The organism is Neorhizobium turbinariae (genome assembly GCF_023223505.1).
GTDB lineage: Bacteria > Pseudomonadota > Alphaproteobacteria > Rhizobiales > Rhizobiaceae > Neorhizobium > Neorhizobium turbinariae.
In genome coordinates this window covers 43012-59561 of sequence record NZ_JALPRY010000019.1, presented here as the reverse complement: position 1 = coordinate 59561, position 16550 = coordinate 43012, and the positions used below count along the sequence as shown (strand labels likewise).

Here is a 16550-nt window from a genome sequence, read left to right as displayed (position 1 = left end):
TGGAAAATCCAGCTCCGGATGGCTCAATTTATTGGGTGCACGTCATCGGCCGTAAACCGTCTGCGTGTCTTCATGCTGGACTGTCCTTCTCATCGGAAAATCCACCTTATGCCCCTGTCTCAGAACCCGGCACCACCTCTAACTTCACGTGATCACCGTGAAAGCCTGACTTGCCTACGTCTTGCAGTTTTTCATCGAGGTCCAGGCCATGCTTGTCAGCGTATTCTTGTGTCGCTGCTATCTGTCGTGCGATACCACGCCCCTCGATCTGCCCTTTGGACGAGATACGGACATACGAGTACGCCTTTGGCTTCTGTAACATCTGCTTTGCCATCGAGTTTGATCAGTATTTTTCAGTGAAGTAGCACACTTGCGTTACGCTTGCTGCTTTTGCATGGAATTCACTAGTACAGCGAACTGGCGAAGTGGAAACATCCGCAAGACACGTTCGACATGCTGCAGTTCGGTTTGCGGCTGGGTCACGACCCGCGGCAGCTGGTGACAACGACGCCGCGGCCGGTGCCGATCCTGAAACGGCTGATCGCCGATCCCGGCACGCGGCTGGTGCGGATTTCGACGCAGGACAATGCCGGCAACCTGGCGCCGGGCTACATTTCAGCGCTGGAGGCGCGTTACGGCGGCTCGCGGCTTGGACGCCAGGAGCCCGGCGGCGAGCTGATCGAGGACCGGGAAGACGCGCTCTGGAAGCGCGCCGATCTCGAGGCCTGCCGGATCGGCTTCCATGGCGGACGGATGATGGGCGCGATCCGGCGGATCGTGGTGGCGGTGGATCCACCGTCCGGTTCAGGTGCCGGCTCCTGCTGCGGCATTGTCGTGGCGGGGCTCGAAACAAGCGTTCGCGCCGTGGTGCTGGCTGATTGTTCCGTCGAAGGCTTGAGCCCCGCCGGCTGGGCGCTTGCGGTGGCGAAGGCCTATGGGCGTTTCCAAGCCGACCGGATCGTTGCCGAGGTGAACCAGGGCGGCGAGATGGTGGAGGCGATGCTGAAAAGCGTTGATGCCGGCCTGCCGGTGCGCATGGTGCGCGCCACGCGCGGGAAATTCCTGCGCGCCGAGCCGATTGCCGCGCTCTATGAGCAGGGGCGGGTGGCGCATGCCGGACGATTTTCGGAGCTGGAGGATCAGATGTGTGACTTCGGGCCGGACGGATTGTCTTCCGGTCGCTCTCCGGATCGGCTGGACGCCCTGGTCTGGGCGTTGACGGCGCTGATGCTGGAGAACACGGCGGAGCCGCGCGTCCGAGGGATCTAACGGCGGCTCCGGAATGGCAGCCGGATCAAGCCGGCTGCTGGATCAACGCCGGGTCGCGGGCTGCTGCGGAGCGCTCTCGCGGATCTGCTTCCACTCGGATTCGAGGCGCTCAACGATGTGCTGCGGGATCGGGTTCGAAGGGGCGGCCGGAATTGGCTGCTGCATCATCATGATCTCCTTGTCTTCAGAAAGCCGACCAAAACGTTGCGGCCCGTCTTTGGTTCCACATCATTAGCGGAATGTAAATCAGCCGCTAAGGCTCTAAAACGATTGAAAAATTCTAAACCGATTGAAACTTTGGGATAGGGTGAAGGGGTAAGCTTAACATGGGTCTCGACCGCAACCGCTTCTTCCGGATGATCCGCCTCAGGCCTTGGAAGGGCAGGCTCAGCACCGGCCAGGTGGCAGGATTGAACGCGCTCCTCGACGGCTGGGAAGGCCGGGTGCCGGACCTGCCGGCGACTGCCTTGGCCTATGTGCTGGCCACCGCCTATCATGAAACAGCCGCAACGATGCAGCCGGTGCGTGAAACGCTGGCAAAGAATGACGCGGCGGCAATCGAGCGGCTGGAAAGGGCGTTTCGCGCCGGGCGCCTGGGCTCGGCCTTATTGGCGGCCGGACAGCGATGGCAAGGCATGGTTCGGCCGCGGCCTCGTGCAACTGACGCACCGGCGCAACTACGTAACCATGTCGAAGCTTGTTGGCATGGACCTGGTGGCAGATCCGGGTTGGCTTCTCGACCTGCCGGTTTCGGTGGAGGTGCTGATCGAGGGCATGCGGCATGGCACCTTTACCGGCCGCAAGCTCGGCGACTATTTCACGGCGCGAAAAAGCGACTGGATCGGCGCGCGACGAATCATCAACGGCACCGACCGGGCGGAACTGATAGCCGGCCATGGCCGGGTATTTGCCGACGCTCTTGGTTGATGCTCTTGGTTGATGCTGATCCCGCCATATGCTATTTTATACATCATGGCTCCAGCGCTGTTGATCCTAGACCGCAAACTGTTGCTGAATGACGGCAGGATCATCCAGATGAAGGTCTGGCGGCTGCCGGAGGCAAGTCCGGAGCGGCCTCACGGTTTGAAGTATTCGCTGTTCTTCGGCAGGCCCGGCCAGCGGATCGTTGGCTACGACAACGAGGCAGGCAAGGGGGATCACAGGCACTACGGCAAACGTGAGGAACCCTACAGCTTCTCAAGCCTTCAGCAACTGATTGCCGATTTCGAGGAAGATGTGCGCAGGGAGATGACGAAATGAGCGAAGTCCGACTGCATGTGACCGGCATGGATAACTTCTTTTCCGACGCGGCAACGGCTGCCGCCTCGATCGATGGCGGCGAGGAGGGCGGTGGAGCCTCGGCAATCGGTTTTGAAAGCATGGATCTGCTGCTCAAGGTTCTGACGCCAAACCGGTGGCGGCTGCTTCGCGCATTGAAGGCAGACCGCGCCTCGTCGATCCGCAAGCTGTCGGCGAGGCTCGGACGCGACTATCGCGGCGTTCATGCCGACGTCACGGCACTTCTTGCAGCGGGTCTGATCGAAAAGGAATCTGGCGGTCTGGTACACGTGCCGTGGGACAAGATCACCGTTGAAATGGCTTTCAGCGAAGCCGCTTAAACCTCGGGACATTCACATGAAACCTTTCTTCCAACCGGCCTGGTTTTCCAGGCGCGGGCGAAAAGCCGTGGCTACAAAGGCGCCCCGCGCCATGTCGGCAGCCATGCCTGCAGAGGCGAAGATGGCGGGGACCTTGAGTTCCGGCTTTGCCATTGTCTCGGGCGAGGCGGCGGCGCAGTGGTCCGGCCGGTCCTATGCCGCGCTCGCGCGCGGTGGCTTCATGAAAACCCGGTGGCGCATCGTGCCATGCGCATGGTGGCGGAGGCTGCGGCCTCCATTCCCTGGCTCGCTTATGACGGGGCCGAGGAGGTGCCCGACCATCCGGCGCTTGGGCTTCTTGCGCGGCCGAACGGGCGGCAAAGCGGGCCGGACTTCTTCGAGATGCTCTATGGTCACCTGCTGCTTTCCGGCAATGCCTATGTCGAGCCTCTGGCGATCGGCGGCGAACTGCGCGAGCTGCATCTGTTGCGGCCGGACCGGGTGACGGTGGTGGAAGGGCGTGACGGCTGGGTGAGCGGCTATGATTATCGCGCCGGTGGCGTGAGCCGGCGTCTTGCCGCCGAGGCGGGCGCGGATGGGCGGCCGGCGGTGCTACGGCAGATCGTTCTGGAACTGCGAAAAGATCCTGATCTCTGAGGCATGGCCTCGTTGAATCAATGTGTGAAGACGCTGACTCGACTTGCGAGGAATGCGCGCAACCGATTCAAATGAATGTAATTTGATACCGGCGCGATGGGGCTGTGACCGCCAGTTGCCGATCTGTCCGCAAATCCTAATCAAGAGAGATTAACAATGGATGACCTCACGGTCGGGCGCTATGATGGGGCGCGGGTGGAGCTGTTTCTGGTCAACTGGAGCGACCCGACCCAGCACCTGCTGCTCAATGTTCGCGAGATCGGCGAGGTTGCGCGGGTGGGCGGGCAGTTCCGGGCCGAGCTTCGCAGCCTGGCGCATCGGCTGAGCCAGCCGCAGGGTCGGGTTTATACGCGACGTTGCGATGCGGTGCTGGGTGACGCTCGCTGCGGTGTCGATCTTGCCCTGTGGAGGGCGGAGGGGGCGGTCGTCTCTGTTGCCGACCGAAGCCATGTGGTGGTGTCGGGGCTGGAGGCCTTTGACGGGGGCTTTTTCGAAAGGGGCAGGATCAGCTTTGCGGGCGGCGTTCATGCAGACGTCGAGACGGTGGCAAAGCGGGCCGATGGTCGTGCCGAGCTGACGCTGTGGCTGCCGTTGGAGGAAGAGCTTGCACCGGGGGCCGCGTTCGAAATCACGGCCGGCTGCGACAAGAGCTATGCGACCTGCAAGGCTCGCTTTGAAAACCACTTGAACTTCCGCGGTTTCCCGCATGTGCCGGGCGCCGACTTCGCCTATTCCTATGCTGATGGGGAGCGCGTCCATGACGGCGGGCCGATCTTTCCATGAGGGCGGATGGGGCACGTATCGTGGCGCTGGCCGAGACATGGATCGGCACGCCGTACCGGCATCAGGGGGCGACCAGGGGCGTCGGTTGCGACTGCATCGGCCTGATCCGCGGCATCTGGCGCGAGCTTTATGGCGAGGAGCCGGAGCCGGTCCCGGCTTATGCCGGGGACTGGGCTGAGCGAAGCGGCGACGACCGGCTGCTGGATGCAGCGCGGCGGTTGTTTGGGCCTCCCGTGCCGGTGAGTGAGGCGGCCCCGGGTGATCTCCTGTTGTTTCGCTGGCGGCCAGACTGCGCGGCAAAACACGCCGGGATCCTGGCGGGGCCGCAGCATTTCATCCATGCCTACGAACAATGCGCCGTGACGCGATCGGCGCTCGTGCCGGGGTGGCGGCGGCGGATTGCGGCGGTGCACCGTTTCCCGCAGAACTTGAATAAAACGGGCTGCTGAGCTATGTTTCTGGAGTGGTGAGCGAGGTTGCAGCCTCGCCCACCGTTTGCTTATCTGTTGAAATTGATCCGGACGGCTATTGACCAGCCCGTCCGGGTCATCCTCACGATAAGCGCAATGCTAATCGGCCTGAGCCTCATAACATCACCTCCATGTTCGAAAGCAGGGCTCCTGCCTGAGCCGGTGTAGCCTGTCTCCACCGGTGCGCCGGCTGGTACGGCGCGTTCTGCTTTTGCTTTCGAACCTTCCCACGCTAGCACAATTTTGACGGGTATCCAGTGGCATCGCTGGACGCGCCGAGGGAACTGCCATGGCCACAATTCTTTTCCAGGCTGCGGGGGCGGCGCTCGGCAGCGTGTTCGGCCCTGTGGGGGCGATCATCGGCCGTGCGGCAGGCGCGCTCGGCGGCAGCATGGTGGATCGGGCGCTGCTTGGTGGCTCGCCGACTGTGTCTGGGCCGCGGCTTGCCACTGCGCGCATTCCGGGTGCCGACGAGGGAACGGCGATCAACCGGGTCTATGGCACGGCGCGGGTGGGCGGCACGCTGATCTGGGCGACGCGATTCGAAGAAGAGGTGACCCGCGAGCGCACCGGCGGCAAGGCGACGAGCGGACCTCGGGTGGAAACCTTCCGTTACTTCGCAAACCTGGCCGTCGGGCTCTGCGAGGGGCCGATTGCCGGCGTGCGGAGGGTCTGGGCAGATGGGCGGGAACTGGATCTGACGACCATCGAGATGCGGATTTATCGCGGTGACGAGGAGCAATTGCCCGATCCGCTGATCGAGGCAAAGCAGGGCGAGGGCAATGCGCCTGCCTATCGTGGCCTGGCATACGTCGTGTTCGAACGGCTGCCGCTCGACAGCTTCGGCAACCGCATTCCGCTTCTCCAGTTTGAAGTGCTGCGGCCCGTGGGTTCGCTGGAGAACCAGATCCGGGCCGTGACGATCATCCCCGGCGCGAGCGAGCATGGTTATGCGACGGTTGCCGTGACGGAGAAGACGGGCGAGGGCAGCGCCAGGGTGCTGAACCGCAATGTGGTGACGGCGGGGACAGACTGGCAGGCTTCGCTCGACGAACTGCAAGCGCTTTGCCCGAACCTGCAAAGGGTGGCGCTGGTGGTGTCGTGGTTCGGCACAGACTTGAGGGCAGGTCACTGCCGGATCGTGCCGGGGGTGGAAGTGGCGCAAAGGCGCGACGAGAGCAGCCCCTGGGCCGTGGCGGGTGTATCACGGGCCGAGGCGCATCTGGTGAGCCAGAACGGCGGCCCCGCTTATGGCGGCACGCCGAGCGATGCGAGCGTGATGCAGGCGATCGCCGACCTCAAGGCGCACGGGCTGAAGATCTACCTTTACCCCTTCGTGATGATGGACATTCCGCCGGGCAACGGGCTGCCGGATCCGTATGGCGGCGAGGAGCAGGCGGGTTATCCGTGGCGCGGACGGATCACCTGCTTTCCCGTGTCGGGCGACGGGACGGCGGCCGTCGCGGACCAACTCGCTGCATTCACGGATGGGGCAGAAGGGTACCGCCGCATGGTGCTGCATTATGCAGCGCTCGCGACAGCGGCTGGCGGGGTCGACGGCTTCATTATCGGTTCCGAGCTGCGGGGCCTCACGCAATTGCGCGACGAGGAGAATGCCTTTCCCTTCGTGAAGGCGCTAGTGGATCTGGCCGCCGAGGTGCGGGCGGTGATGGGACCGGAGCCGAAGCTGACCTATGGTGCCGACTGGAGCGAATATTTCGGCTACCATCCGCAGGACGGTTCGGGCGACGTGTTCTTCCATCTCGATCCGCTCTGGGCTTCGCCGGATATCGATGCCGTCGGGATCGACAACTACATGCCGCTGGCGGACTGGCGCGACGAGGATCTGGGCGCGGTCAATCCCGATGGGTTTCGCGTGCCGGATGATGTCGCGGCGATGCAGGGCCAGATCAGCGCCGGCGAGGGTTTCGACTGGTATTACGCGAGCGAGGAAGCGAGGCTGAGCCGCACGCGCTCGCCGATTACCGACGGGCTGGCGAACAAGCCCTGGGTGTTTCGCTACAAGGACCTGCGTGGCTGGTGGTCGAACCGGCACTACGATCGGGCCGGTGGTGCCGAACATGTGGCGCCGACGGGTTGGCTGCCGGGCATGAAGCCGATCTGGTTTACCGAGCTAGGTTGCCCAGCGATCGACAAGGGCGCAAACCAGCCGAATGTCTTCGTTGATCCGAAGTCTGCCGAAAGCGCAGTGCCTTACTTTTCGAGCGGCGGCCGCAACGACAGCATGCAGCGACGTTTCCTCGAGGCGCACCACCTGTGGTGGCAGGGGGAAGATGCGCCGGCGGGCATGGTGGACCCTGACCATGTTTTTGTCTGGACTTGGGATGCGCGGCCGCAGCCGGCCTTTCCGAACAATGTCGATCTGTGGGCGGACGGCGACAACTGGCAGACCGGTCATTGGCTCTCCGGGCGCCTCGGGTCAACGACGCTAGGCGATACGATCGCGGCGATCCTGCGCGAACATGGTTTTGATGATTTCGACGTGTCGCAGGTGAGTGGCGACCTGAACGGTTATGTCCAGGGCGAGGTGACTTCGGCGCGCGCGCTGCTCGAACCGCTGCTGGAGGTGTTTCAGGTGGACGTAGCCGAGGAGGCGGGGCGGCTGACTTTCCGCTCGCGGCTGAAGGCGAGCCTGGCGCCGAAGCCGGTTTCCGTGGTGGCGGATATCGAGGACGAGCCGCTCTGGTCGGAAAGCCGGGGGCATGACAGCGACTTTGCGGCAGAAGCAGTGCTTACCGCCTATAATCCGGTACTGGACTACGAGCAGTCGAGCAGCCGCTCCCGTCGCGCGGCCGGCCCAAGCCGACGCACGCTCTCCTACGACCTGCCGGCGGTGCTGCCGGAGGACCTGTCGCTGGAAGCAGCCGAGACGCTGTTGCGCGCGCAACGCCTGGGACGGCGGACGATCAGTTTCGCCATGTCGCCGGCGGAGATTACGCTGGAGCCCGGGGATGCGGTGCGGCTTGACCTTCCGGAGGCGGCCAATCCGGACGGGGTCTTCATCGTCGAGCGGGTCGAGGAAGCCAGTGTGCGACGCATCGAGGCACGCCATCATGCGCCGCTTGCTCCGGTCAATCGCGGGCGACCGGTGCTTCGCCGGAATGGCGGCGGCAATGGCCCGGAGGGCTTTGCGCCGGTGCTGCATTTCCTCGACCTGCCGCGCCTTTATTCAGGCGAGGCGGCGAGCTTTGCCCGCCTCGCAGGCTTCTGCCGGCCGTGGAGGCGGATGGCGGTGTCGTCATCGGTCACGACGGAAGGATATCGCACCCGCACTACGATCGAGCGGCCGGCACGCGTGGGTGTCCTGACGTCGGCGCTGACGGGTGGCGTGACGGGCATGTTCGATGAGGTCAACGCGATCGAGCTGGATCTTTATTTCGGAGGCCTGTCTTCGGCGGCAGAACTCGCGGTGCTGAATGGCGAGAACCGCCTGGCGGTGAAGGCGGAAAACGGCGTCTGGGAGATCATCGGGTTCGTCGATGCCGAGGAAGTCGCGCCGAACCGCTGGCGGCTGACGCGGCTGTTGCGTGCTCTTGCCGGGACCGAGGACGCGATGGGCGCCGGGGCCGCGGTTGGCGCTCCCGTCGTGGTGCTGGACGAGGCGGTCGTTCCGCTCGGGCTGCTGCCGGAGGAACGTGGCCGCAGCCTCAACTGGATCGTCGAAAGCCTGGGTCCGGCAGGCGGCCGATCTGGTCCGCATGTCTTTGCCGGTGGGTTGCGTGCCGAGACGGCGCTGGCGCCGGTGCATCTTCGTGCGAAACGACTGGGGAGCGGTGACATCGAGATCACATGGAAGCGGCGCAGCCGACTGGAGGGCGATAGCTGGGACGGCTCGGACATCCCGCTCGATGAGCCGGACGAGCGCTACCGCGTGGAACTGCTGGAGGGGACCGCGGTGAAGCGCACGGCGGAGGTGGCGGAGCCGCTATTCGTGTACCCGGCATCGGACGAACTGGCGGACTTCGGCGCACCGCAGGCGAGCCTTTCGCTGAGGGTGAGGCAACTGGGTCGGGCTGTGCCTCTCGGCATTCCAGCTGAAACCATTGTCATCGTCGAGGATTAACAAGGGAGCATGAGCATGGGTGATACAAAACATTGGTACCGGTCAAAGACCGTCTGGGGCGCATTGATCGCCGTCGCAGCATCCTTGCTGCAGGTCGCCGGACTTCAACTCGGTCCGGATGTGCAGGCCGATCTCGTTGAACTTATCGTGACTTCAGCCGGCGTTGTCGGAGGACTTCTGGCGATCTATGGCCGGATTGTAGCCGATAGTGGAATCAGGGGAAAATAAGCTGACTTACTTGGCCCTACCAAGCATTCATTTGCCATTCAGCAGCCGTTGGATACATAATCCATCACATGCTTTGCATCTGAATCCTGTCGTACGTTGAGTGGAAAAGGTAGCTATGGCGCGACTGCCGATTATCGCAATACTGGCCGCCGGCATAGCCGCTTCGGTTGGTGTGCAGCCGGACCGTGCCCACGCACTCGACTACCTCGTTTTTGTCGCGGGTGACTGTGGATCGGCAGCGACCCGCGTGGTGCGCGAGACCGGCGGGCAGTTGCTGTCTGCCCAACCCTCGGCTGATGGCCAGACTTGCGTCGTCACTGTCCTGGTGCAGGGCGATGGCAAGCAGCGACCGCGCAAGGTTACCGTCAGGGTTCCCATGTAAGGTGGGCAACGCAGGTTCAAGGCCGGCATATTGAATTTGAGGGGCGGTGCATGCGCATTCTGGTTGTCGAAGACGACGTCAATCTCAACAGGCAGCTTTCCGACGCCCTGAAGGAACAGGGCTACGTCGTTGACCAGGCGTTTGACGGCGAAGAAGGGCATTACCTCGGCGACACCGAACCTTATGACGCGGTGATCCTCGACATCGGCCTTCCGGTGATCGACGGGATTACGGTCGTCGAGAAATGGCGTGCGGAAGGCAAGGGTATGCCTGTGCTGATGCTGACGGCGCGCGACCGCTGGAGCGACAAGGTAGCCGGTATCGATGCCGGCGCCGACGACTATGTCGCCAAGCCCTTCCATGTCGAAGAAGTGCTGGCCCGGGTTCGGGCGCTGATCCGCCGGGCGGCCGGTCATTCCTCCTCCGAGATCGTGTGCGGGCCGGTGAAGCTCGACACCAAGGCCTCCAAGGCGACGGTGGATGGGGTGCAACTGAAACTTACCTCGCACGAATTCCGTCTGCTCTCCTACCTGATGCACCACATGGGCCAGGTGGTTTCACGCACCGAACTGGTGGAGCACATGTATGACCAGGACTTCGACCGCGACTCCAATACGATCGAGGTTTTCGTGGGCCGGCTTCGCAAGAAGCTGGGCGTCGACCTCATCGAAACGGTTCGCGGCCTCGGTTACCGGATGCAAGCTCCCACCAATGCGAAATAGGCTTCCGCGCCTGAAGCTCGGGCCGAGCTCGCTCACCGCCCGGGTGCTGCTCCTGGCCACGTTGTGGTCGGCGCTGGCGCTGGTGGTGATCTCGATCGTCATCTCGCAGCTTTACCGACAGTCTGCCGAACGCGCTTTCACCGACCTGCTGCGGGCGCAACTCTACAACGTCATCAACTCGATCACGATCGGCGACGACAACCAGCTTTCCGGCAGCCCGCAATTGGGCGACCTCAGGTTCTCGCAGCCGGAGACCGGCTGGTACTGGATCATCGAGCCGCTCGGGACATTCGCGGCGCGGCCACTTTCGTCGTCATCGCTCGGGACCTCCAATATCAGCGTGCCGTCGATCCTCGCAGTGCCCTTCAACAATCGCTACGAGCGCTTCTACAACGCGACCGACGCCTACGGTAACAACGTGCTGGTGGCCGAGACCGAGGTGGTGCTGGACGGCGAGGGACGCGCGGCGCGTTTCCGGGTGTCCGGCAACCTCTCGGTTGTCGAGGAGGACATCCAGACCTTCTCGCGTAGCCTCTACATTGCCCTGGCCGTGTTCGGCCTGGGCAGCCTGATCGTGAACGGGTTGGCGATCCTTTACGGGCTGCAGCCGCTGGACGGCGCACGGCGTGCGCTGGATCGGGTGCGGCGTGGCGAGGTGGAGCGGGTGGAGGGACAATTCCCGCGCGAAATCATGCCGTTGGCGAACGACATCAATGCACTGATCGAAAGCAATCGCCGGATCATCGAGCGGGCCCGCATGCAGGTCGGCAATCTCGCGCATTCGCTGAAGACACCGATTGCGGTGCTGCTGAACGAGTCGCGCGCGGTGGAAAAGGTCCAGTCGGACCTCGTGCGCTCGCAGGCGGAAGGCATGCAGTCGCAGGTGCAGTCTTATCTGAACCGGGCGCGCATTGCCGCCCAGCGGGATTCCCTGTTGGCGCGCACGGAAGTGGAGCCCGTGCTGGAACGGCTGGTGCGGGTGATGAGACGGCTGAACCCAGACAAGGAGTTCCACCTTTACGTGGCGCCGCAGGGCATCGGCCTTGCGATGGAGCAGCAGGACGTGGAGGAAACCATCGGCAACCTGCTCGAGAATGCCGCGAAATTCTGCAAGACGGCTGTCTGGGTGACGGCGGTGCCGGGACCCGCGCCAGCGGGGGCGGAGGGCGACAGCGCACGCCGGCCCTGGATCGAGATGGCGGTCGAGGACGATGGGCCGGGCCTGGAGCCCGACGAAATCCGCGAGGCACTGAAGCGGGGACGGCGGCTTGACGAAAGCAAGCCGGGTGCGGGCCTTGGCCTTTCCATCGTGCGAGAGATCGTGACCGAATACCAGGGCGCGCTGGAGCTTTCGCGCGGCGAACGGGGCGGCCTGAGGGCAAGGCTCACCCTGCCGGCGGTGACCAAGGATGTTGCGCATTCGTAAGGTGGCGGCGCGAACTGTGGCGGAGCGGCAACAACCGCGCATTCGTGCCTGCCGGATGTGGACGCAAGCGAAGCCTGCTATATCTTTGAACCTGAGGCCGCGCGGGACGCGCGGAGCGACGACAGGGGCTGATGATCGCCAGATTCTCGTGTTTTGCCAAAGATGCCTTAATGATGCCATTGCGGGACAGGAGCAGTCTCATCAACGATTCCGGAATGGTGGCTGGGGCGACATCTAAGATGCAGAGATTGAACTACGGGCATATCGGAGTGCTGCTGATGGCGGCATCGGTTCTGGCTGGCTGCACCACCGCATCCACGGGTGGCAGCGGGCCGCGAGGGCTCCTGTCTCCACGCCCGTCCCCTTCGGCATCCTATATCTCGGCTCTGCAGGGCGGCATCATCGGTCGCACCGGCGCGACATTATCGGAAAGCGATCGCTCCCGGGCGCTGGAGGCCGAATACCGGGCCCTGGAAGACGCAGCGCCCGGCCGCGCCACCCCCTGGAAAGGGCGCAACGCCGATGGCGAGGTCGTTGCCAACGCGCCCTACCAGGTCGGGACGCAGAACTGCCGGCAGTATCGGCATACGGTGACCGTCGGTGGCAAGGAAGTGGTGGCGCGCGGCGCAGCCTGCCGCAATACGGATGGGACGTGGTCGCCACTCATCTAGCGCGACCAATTGACTTACGTCATGGCTTTGCCGGATTTGAAGCCTCATAAGCATCGCGAGAATGGAAGTCCCGCGATTGCTTGCGGCGAAACGCCTCAAATTCGCGTCAACCGCAGCGCCGCAGTTGGAAAGCGCCGGCCGTTGCAGTAATGGGCCACTATGCTTTTATGGATCGTCCTCGCAGCTCTGACGGCAGCCGTTGCGGCAGTCCTCATCCTATCGCTTGCCCGCGGTGCAAGATCGGCGGGCGCCGACCGCGCCGGTGAGATCGCCGTTTACCGCGACCAGTTGAAGGAACTCGAGCGCGATCGGGCGCAGGGGCTGATCGATGCGGAGCAGGCGGAATATGCCCGCGCCGAGATCGGTCGGCGATTGCTGGCCGCCGCCGATGCCGCAAACGAGGCTTCGCAAGGTGCGGGCCCGCGCAAGATCGGTTACCCGGCCATGGTCGTGACCGTGGTGCCGCCGGCAATCGGGCTCTGTCTTTACCTGCTGCTTGGCAACCCGGGGATGCCGGACCAGCCGCTTGAAGCGCGGCTTGCCAATCCCGGCAACAACATCGCGCTGCTGGTGGCCAAGGCCGAGCGGCACCTGGCGCAGAACCCGAATGACGGTGCCGGCTGGGACCTGCTGGCGCCGATCTATTTCCGCTCGATGCGGCTCGGCGACGCAGAAATGGCTTACCGTAATGCAATCCGCATCCTTGGCACCAATCCGGCGCGGCTTGCGGGGCTTGGCGAAACGCTGGTCGCGGCAAACGATGGCATTGTGACGGAGGATGCGCGGCTCGCCTTCGAAGAGGCGGCGAAGCTCGATCCGACCAATCCGCGCCCGCGCTTTTATGTCGGGCTGAGCCACGAGCAGGCGGGCCGGCGGGCGGAGGCACTTGCGGCTTTCGAGGCGATTGCCAAGGAATCACCCGCCGACGCGCCGTGGATGGAACTGGTGAACCAGCACATCACCAAGAATGGCGGGACGGCCGTGGCGGGCAAGAACGCGCCGCAAACGGCTTCGCCGGAGAAGGCGCTTGGCAACCCCAGCCAGGAGGATGTCGCGGCAGCTGCGAACCTGAACCAGGGTGACCGGCAGGCGATGATCCGCGGCATGGTTGATGGGCTTGCGGCGCGGCTGAAGGAAGACCCCGACAATCTGGAAGGCTGGCTGCGGCTGGTGCGATCCTATTCTGTGCTCGGCGAGCGGGACAAGGCGCAGGAAGCGCTGAAAAGCGGCCTGAAGCAGTTTCCCTCTTCGGGTGAACTGGTGGCGCTGGCCAACGAGATCGGGCTTGCCGTGGAAGGAACGATGCAATGACGCGCAAACAGAAACGGCTTGCGGTGATTGCCGGCGGCATGAGCTTTATTCTTGTAGCGGTGCTGCTGGTGATGTTCGCCTTCAGCCAATCGGTCGCTTACTTCTTCATGCCGGCCGATCTTGCGACCGCCGATATCAAGCCGGGTACGCGCATCCGGCTCGGTGGCCTGGTAGCTGAAGGCTCCGTGAAGCGCGGGCAGGGCTCCACGGTAAGTTTTACCGTGACGGACGGGACCGGCAGCGTGCCGGTGACCTACAGCGGTCTTCTGCCGGACCTGTTTCGCGAGGGCCAGGGCGTGGTGACGGAAGGCAGCTTCGAGCCCACCTCCCGCAATTTTGTGGCCGACAGCGTGCTCGCCAAGCATGACGAGAACTACATGCCGAAGGAGGTCGCGGACCGGCTGAAGGCCGACGGGACCTGGAAGGACCCCGACGAAAATGCTCAGGGCACCGGCAAGGGGATGACGAATTGATCATCGAACTCGGCCATTATGCACTGGTTCTGGCGCTCGCCACCGCGCTGATCGTCTCGACCCTGCCGGTGATTGGCGCAAGACGCGGCGACATGGCAATGATGGGGCTGGCCTCGACCGGCTCGCTGACGCTGTTTGCGCTGGTGGCGCTGTCCTTCGCCTCGCTTACCTGGGCCTATGTCGTTTCCGACTTCTCGGTGCAGAACGTGTGGGAGAATTCCCATTCGCTGATGCCGCTGATCTACAAATATTCGGGCGTGTGGGGCAACCACGAGGGATCGATGCTGCTGTGGCTGCTGATCCTGGTTTTCTTCAGCGCACTTGTGGCCCTCTTTGGCCGCAACCTGCCGGAAACGCTGCGGGCCAATGTGCTGGCGGTGCAGGCATGGATTTCGGTCGCTTTCCTGCTGTTCATCCTGCTGTCGTCCAATCCGTTTTTGCGGCTTGAACCCGCGCCGGCGGAAGGCCAGGACCTTAACCCGGTCCTGCAGGACCTGGGGCTCGCGGTGCATCCGCCGCTGCTTTACCTCGGTTATGTCGGCTTTTCGGTCTGTTTCTCGTTTGCCGTTGCAGCGCTGATTGAAGGGCGCATCGATGCGGCCTGGGCGCGTTGGGTGCGGCCGTGGACGCTGGCCGCCTGGACCTTCCTGACGGCGGGCATCGCGATGGGCTCCTACTGGGCCTATTACGAGCTCGGCTGGGGCGGCTGGTGGTTTTGGGACCCGGTCGAGAACGCCTCCTTCATGCCTTGGCTTGCCGGCACCGCACTTCTGCATTCCGCGCTGGTGATGGAAAAGCGCGAGGCGCTGAAGATCTGGACTGTGCTTTTGGCGATCATGACATTCTCGCTGTCGCTGCTCGGGACCTTCCTCGTGCGTTCTGGCGTGCTGACCTCGGTTCATTCCTTCGCGACGGACCCCGCGCGTGGCATCTTCATCCTCTGCATCCTGGCGATCTTCATTGGCGGCGCGTTTGCGCTGTTTGCCTGGCGGGCGCCGATGCTGAAGGCGGGCGGGCTGTTTGCGCCGATCTCGCGCGAGGGATCGCTGGTGCTCAACAACCTGATCCTGACGGTGGCGACCGCAACCGTGCTGATCGGCACGCTTTATCCGCTGATCCTCGAGACACTGACGGGCGAAAAGATCTCGGTCGGTGCGCCCTTCTTCAACATGACCTTCGGGCTGTTGATGCTGCCGCTTCTCATGGCCGTGCCGTTCGGGCCGATGCTGGCGTGGAAGCGCGGCGATTTGCTTGGCGCGCTGCAGCGGCTCTACGTGTTTGCCGGCCTGTCGCTGTTTGCCGGTCTCGCCTTCTTCTACATCCACAATGGCGGGCCAGTTATGGCGATCTTCGGGCTGGCGCTCGGTTTCTGGGGCATGTTCGGCGCCATTGCCGACCTCTGGTACCGCGGCAACTTTGCCAAGGTGGGCGTGAGCGTCGGTTTCAAGAGGCTTGCCGGGCTGCCGCGCTCCGTTTTCGGGACGGCGATTGCGCATTTCGGGCTTGGCGTCACCGTGCTCGGCATTTTTGCCGCGACCACCTTCGGCACCGAAACCGTGGTGGAGATGAAGCAGGGCCAGACGGCAAATGCCGGCGGATATGTGCTGACCTATGACGGCATGCGCGACGCGGTCGGCCCGAACTACACCGAGCAGCGCGGGCACTTTACCGTGCGCAAGGCTGGGGCAACGGTGGGCGACACATGGTCGTCGAAGCGGCTTTATACCGCCCGCCGCATGCCGACCACGGAAGCGGGCATCCTGACGTTTGGCCTCAGCCAGCTTTATGTATCCCTGGGTGATGCGATGGAAGGCGGCGGCATGGTGGTGCGCATCTGGTGGAAGCCGTTCATCCTGTGCATCTGGGGTGGCGCGCTGATCATGATGCTTGGCGGATTCGTCTCGCTGTCTGACCGACGCTTCCGGGTGGGCGCGCCGAACCGCAAGGCGCGGGCGGTGAAGCCAGTGCTGGAGGCGGCCGAGTGATGTGGCGTGGCCTGCTCCTGGCATTGATGCTGTCGATCCTCGCGCCGCTTTCGGCGATGGCCGTCAATCCTGACGAGGTGCTGGCCGATCCTGTTCTGGAGCAGCGGGCACGGAACCTCTCGGCGCAGCTGCGCTGCATGGTCTGCCAGAACCAGTCGATCGATGATTCCAATGCAGAACTCGCCCGCGACCTGCGTGTCCTCGTTCGCGAGCGACTGAGCAATGGCGACAGCGACGAACAGGTGATCGACTACGTGGTGTCGCGTTATGGCGAGTTTGTGCTGCTTAACCCGCGGATGAGCGCCAAGACGATCATTTTGTGGGCGACGCCGGTGCTGCTCCTGTTGGGCGGCGCTGTTGCGATGATCGTCTACGTTCGCACAAGGCCGCGCCAGCGCGCGGTCGCCGCATTGACGCCGGAAGAGCAGGCGCGCCTGGACGAGCTTCTCGAAAAGTAGCGTCCTCGAACATTACAAAGATTTCATCCTGCC

17 protein-coding genes and 2 pseudogenes are annotated in these 16550 nt (G+C 63.6%); 17 read left to right on the top strand and 2 right to left on the bottom strand.

Features of this window, described 5'->3' with window-relative positions:
- Positions 1-106 precede the first annotated feature (106 nt).
- Entirely contained in the window at positions 107-322 is a 216-nt protein-coding gene (locus tag M0654_RS22955; protein WP_390920655.1) for a recombinase family protein, read from the bottom strand.
- A gap of 92 nt (positions 323-414) precedes the next feature.
- On the opposite strand from M0654_RS22955, the pseudogene M0654_RS17460 reads away from it, so the two are divergent.
- Positions 415-1269 (top strand): annotated as a pseudogene (locus M0654_RS17460) (phage terminase large subunit family protein); the annotation flags it as partial.
- 42 nt (positions 1270-1311) lie between these two features.
- Here the strand turns inward: M0654_RS17460 and M0654_RS22795 are convergent.
- Positions 1312-1437, bottom strand: coding sequence for a hypothetical protein (locus M0654_RS22795; protein ID WP_282571672.1), 126 nt, complete (start codon positions 1435-1437; stop codon positions 1312-1314).
- A gap of 375 nt (positions 1438-1812) precedes the next feature.
- Here M0654_RS22795 and M0654_RS17455 point away from each other — a divergent pair, with 375 nt between their 5' ends.
- The 16 genes and pseudogenes from M0654_RS17455 (at position 1813) to M0654_RS17380 (ending at position 16517) form a co-directional block, all read left to right on the top strand.
- Positions 1813-2196 (top strand): hypothetical protein, encoded by a 384-nt coding sequence (locus tag M0654_RS17455; protein ID WP_248684179.1) that lies wholly within the window; start codon positions 1813-1815, stop codon positions 2194-2196.
- Positions 2197-2208: 12 nt separating this feature from the next.
- On the top strand, positions 2209-2529 hold the full coding sequence (locus tag M0654_RS17450; protein WP_248684185.1) for a toxin-antitoxin system TumE family protein: 321 nt from the start codon (positions 2209-2211) through the stop codon (positions 2527-2529).
- Complete coding sequence (locus M0654_RS17445) at positions 2526-2888, top strand: HVO_A0114 family putative DNA-binding protein (protein WP_248684178.1); 363 nt, start codon at positions 2526-2528, stop codon at positions 2886-2888. The genes M0654_RS17450 and M0654_RS17445 overlap by 4 nt, the downstream gene beginning before the upstream one ends.
- 91 nt (positions 2889-2979) lie before the next feature.
- A pseudogene (locus M0654_RS17440) lies at positions 2980-3452 on the top strand (phage portal protein); the annotation flags it as partial.
- A 195-nt stretch (positions 3453-3647) separates the two neighbouring features.
- The gene (locus tag M0654_RS17435) at positions 3648-4307 is read left to right on the top strand and encodes a DUF2163 domain-containing protein (protein ID WP_282571673.1); all 660 of its coding nucleotides are present in this window, start codon (positions 3648-3650) and stop codon (positions 4305-4307) included.
- On the top strand, positions 4304-4756 hold the full coding sequence (locus tag M0654_RS17430; protein WP_248684176.1) for an NlpC/P60 family protein: 453 nt from the start codon (positions 4304-4306) through the stop codon (positions 4754-4756). The genes M0654_RS17435 and M0654_RS17430 overlap by 4 nt, the downstream gene beginning before the upstream one ends.
- 310 nt (positions 4757-5066) lie before the next feature.
- Positions 5067-8861 (top strand): baseplate multidomain protein megatron, encoded by a 3795-nt coding sequence (locus M0654_RS17425; protein WP_248684175.1) that lies wholly within the window; start codon positions 5067-5069, stop codon positions 8859-8861.
- Positions 8862-8876: 15 nt separating this feature from the next.
- Positions 8877-9089 (top strand): hypothetical protein, encoded by a 213-nt coding sequence (locus tag M0654_RS17420; protein ID WP_248684174.1) that lies wholly within the window; start codon positions 8877-8879, stop codon positions 9087-9089.
- A gap of 115 nt (positions 9090-9204) precedes the next feature.
- Positions 9205-9471 carry a hypothetical protein gene (locus tag M0654_RS17415; protein WP_118849034.1) on the top strand — a complete coding sequence of 89 codons (267 nt, stop codon included), beginning with the start codon at positions 9205-9207 and terminating at the stop codon, positions 9469-9471.
- Positions 9472-9521: 50 nt separating this feature from the next.
- Complete coding sequence (locus M0654_RS17410; protein ID WP_248684173.1) at positions 9522-10193, top strand: response regulator transcription factor; 672 nt, start codon at positions 9522-9524, stop codon at positions 10191-10193.
- Positions 10183-11619 carry a sensor histidine kinase gene (locus M0654_RS17405; protein WP_248684172.1) on the top strand — a complete coding sequence of 479 codons (1437 nt, stop codon included), beginning with the start codon at positions 10183-10185 and terminating at the stop codon, positions 11617-11619. The genes M0654_RS17410 and M0654_RS17405 overlap by 11 nt, the downstream gene beginning before the upstream one ends.
- Before the next feature lie 239 nt (positions 11620-11858).
- Positions 11859-12290 (top strand): hypothetical protein, encoded by a 432-nt coding sequence (locus M0654_RS17400; RefSeq protein WP_118849037.1) that lies wholly within the window; start codon positions 11859-11861, stop codon positions 12288-12290.
- 159 nt (positions 12291-12449) lie between these two features.
- Positions 12450-13601 carry a c-type cytochrome biogenesis protein CcmI gene (ccmI, locus tag M0654_RS17395; RefSeq protein WP_248684171.1) on the top strand — a complete coding sequence of 384 codons (1152 nt, stop codon included), beginning with the start codon at positions 12450-12452 and terminating at the stop codon, positions 13599-13601.
- Positions 13598-14074 (top strand): cytochrome c maturation protein CcmE, encoded by a 477-nt coding sequence (gene ccmE, locus M0654_RS17390; protein ID WP_248684170.1) that lies wholly within the window; start codon positions 13598-13600, stop codon positions 14072-14074. Before ccmI ends, ccmE begins: the two co-directional genes overlap by 4 nt.
- Positions 14071-16059: a heme lyase CcmF/NrfE family subunit gene (locus M0654_RS17385; RefSeq protein WP_248684169.1), complete on the top strand. Its 1989-nt coding sequence runs from the start codon at positions 14071-14073 to the stop codon at positions 16057-16059. The genes ccmE and M0654_RS17385 overlap by 4 nt, the downstream gene beginning before the upstream one ends.
- On the top strand, positions 16059-16517 hold the full coding sequence (locus tag M0654_RS17380; protein WP_248684184.1) for a cytochrome c-type biogenesis protein: 459 nt from the start codon (positions 16059-16061) through the stop codon (positions 16515-16517). Before M0654_RS17385 ends, M0654_RS17380 begins: the two co-directional genes overlap by 1 nt.
- Positions 16518-16550: the final 33 nt, after the last annotated feature.

Excerpts from the sequence above, each read along its gene's own strand:
- M0654_RS22955 (WP_390920655.1), bottom strand. The coding sequence starts at position 322 with ATGTTACAGAAGCCAAAGGCGTACTCGTATGTCCGTATCTCGTCCAAA.
- M0654_RS22795 (WP_282571672.1), bottom strand. The coding sequence starts at position 1,437 with ATGATGCAGCAGCCAATTCCGGCCGCCCCTTCGAACCCGATCCCGCAG.
- M0654_RS17455 (WP_248684179.1), top strand. The coding sequence starts at position 1,813 with ATGACGCGGCGGCAATCGAGCGGCTGGAAAGGGCGTTTCGCGCCGGGC.
- M0654_RS17450 (WP_248684185.1), top strand. The coding sequence starts at position 2,209 with ATGCTGATCCCGCCATATGCTATTTTATACATCATGGCTCCAGCGCTG.
- M0654_RS17445 (WP_248684178.1), top strand. The coding sequence starts at position 2,526 with ATGAGCGAAGTCCGACTGCATGTGACCGGCATGGATAACTTCTTTTCC.
- M0654_RS17430 (WP_248684176.1), top strand. The coding sequence starts at position 4,304 with ATGAGGGCGGATGGGGCACGTATCGTGGCGCTGGCCGAGACATGGATC.
- M0654_RS17425 (WP_248684175.1), top strand. The coding sequence starts at position 5,067 with ATGGCCACAATTCTTTTCCAGGCTGCGGGGGCGGCGCTCGGCAGCGTG.
- M0654_RS17420 (WP_248684174.1), top strand. The coding sequence starts at position 8,877 with ATGGGTGATACAAAACATTGGTACCGGTCAAAGACCGTCTGGGGCGCA.
- M0654_RS17415 (WP_118849034.1), top strand. The coding sequence starts at position 9,205 with ATGGCGCGACTGCCGATTATCGCAATACTGGCCGCCGGCATAGCCGCT.
- M0654_RS17410 (WP_248684173.1), top strand. The coding sequence starts at position 9,522 with ATGCGCATTCTGGTTGTCGAAGACGACGTCAATCTCAACAGGCAGCTT.
- M0654_RS17405 (WP_248684172.1), top strand. The coding sequence starts at position 10,183 with ATGCGAAATAGGCTTCCGCGCCTGAAGCTCGGGCCGAGCTCGCTCACC.
- M0654_RS17400 (WP_118849037.1), top strand. The coding sequence starts at position 11,859 with ATGCAGAGATTGAACTACGGGCATATCGGAGTGCTGCTGATGGCGGCA.
- ccmI (WP_248684171.1), top strand. The coding sequence starts at position 12,450 with ATGCTTTTATGGATCGTCCTCGCAGCTCTGACGGCAGCCGTTGCGGCA.
- ccmE (WP_248684170.1), top strand. The coding sequence starts at position 13,598 with ATGACGCGCAAACAGAAACGGCTTGCGGTGATTGCCGGCGGCATGAGC.
- M0654_RS17380 (WP_248684184.1), top strand. The coding sequence starts at position 16,059 with ATGTGGCGTGGCCTGCTCCTGGCATTGATGCTGTCGATCCTCGCGCCG.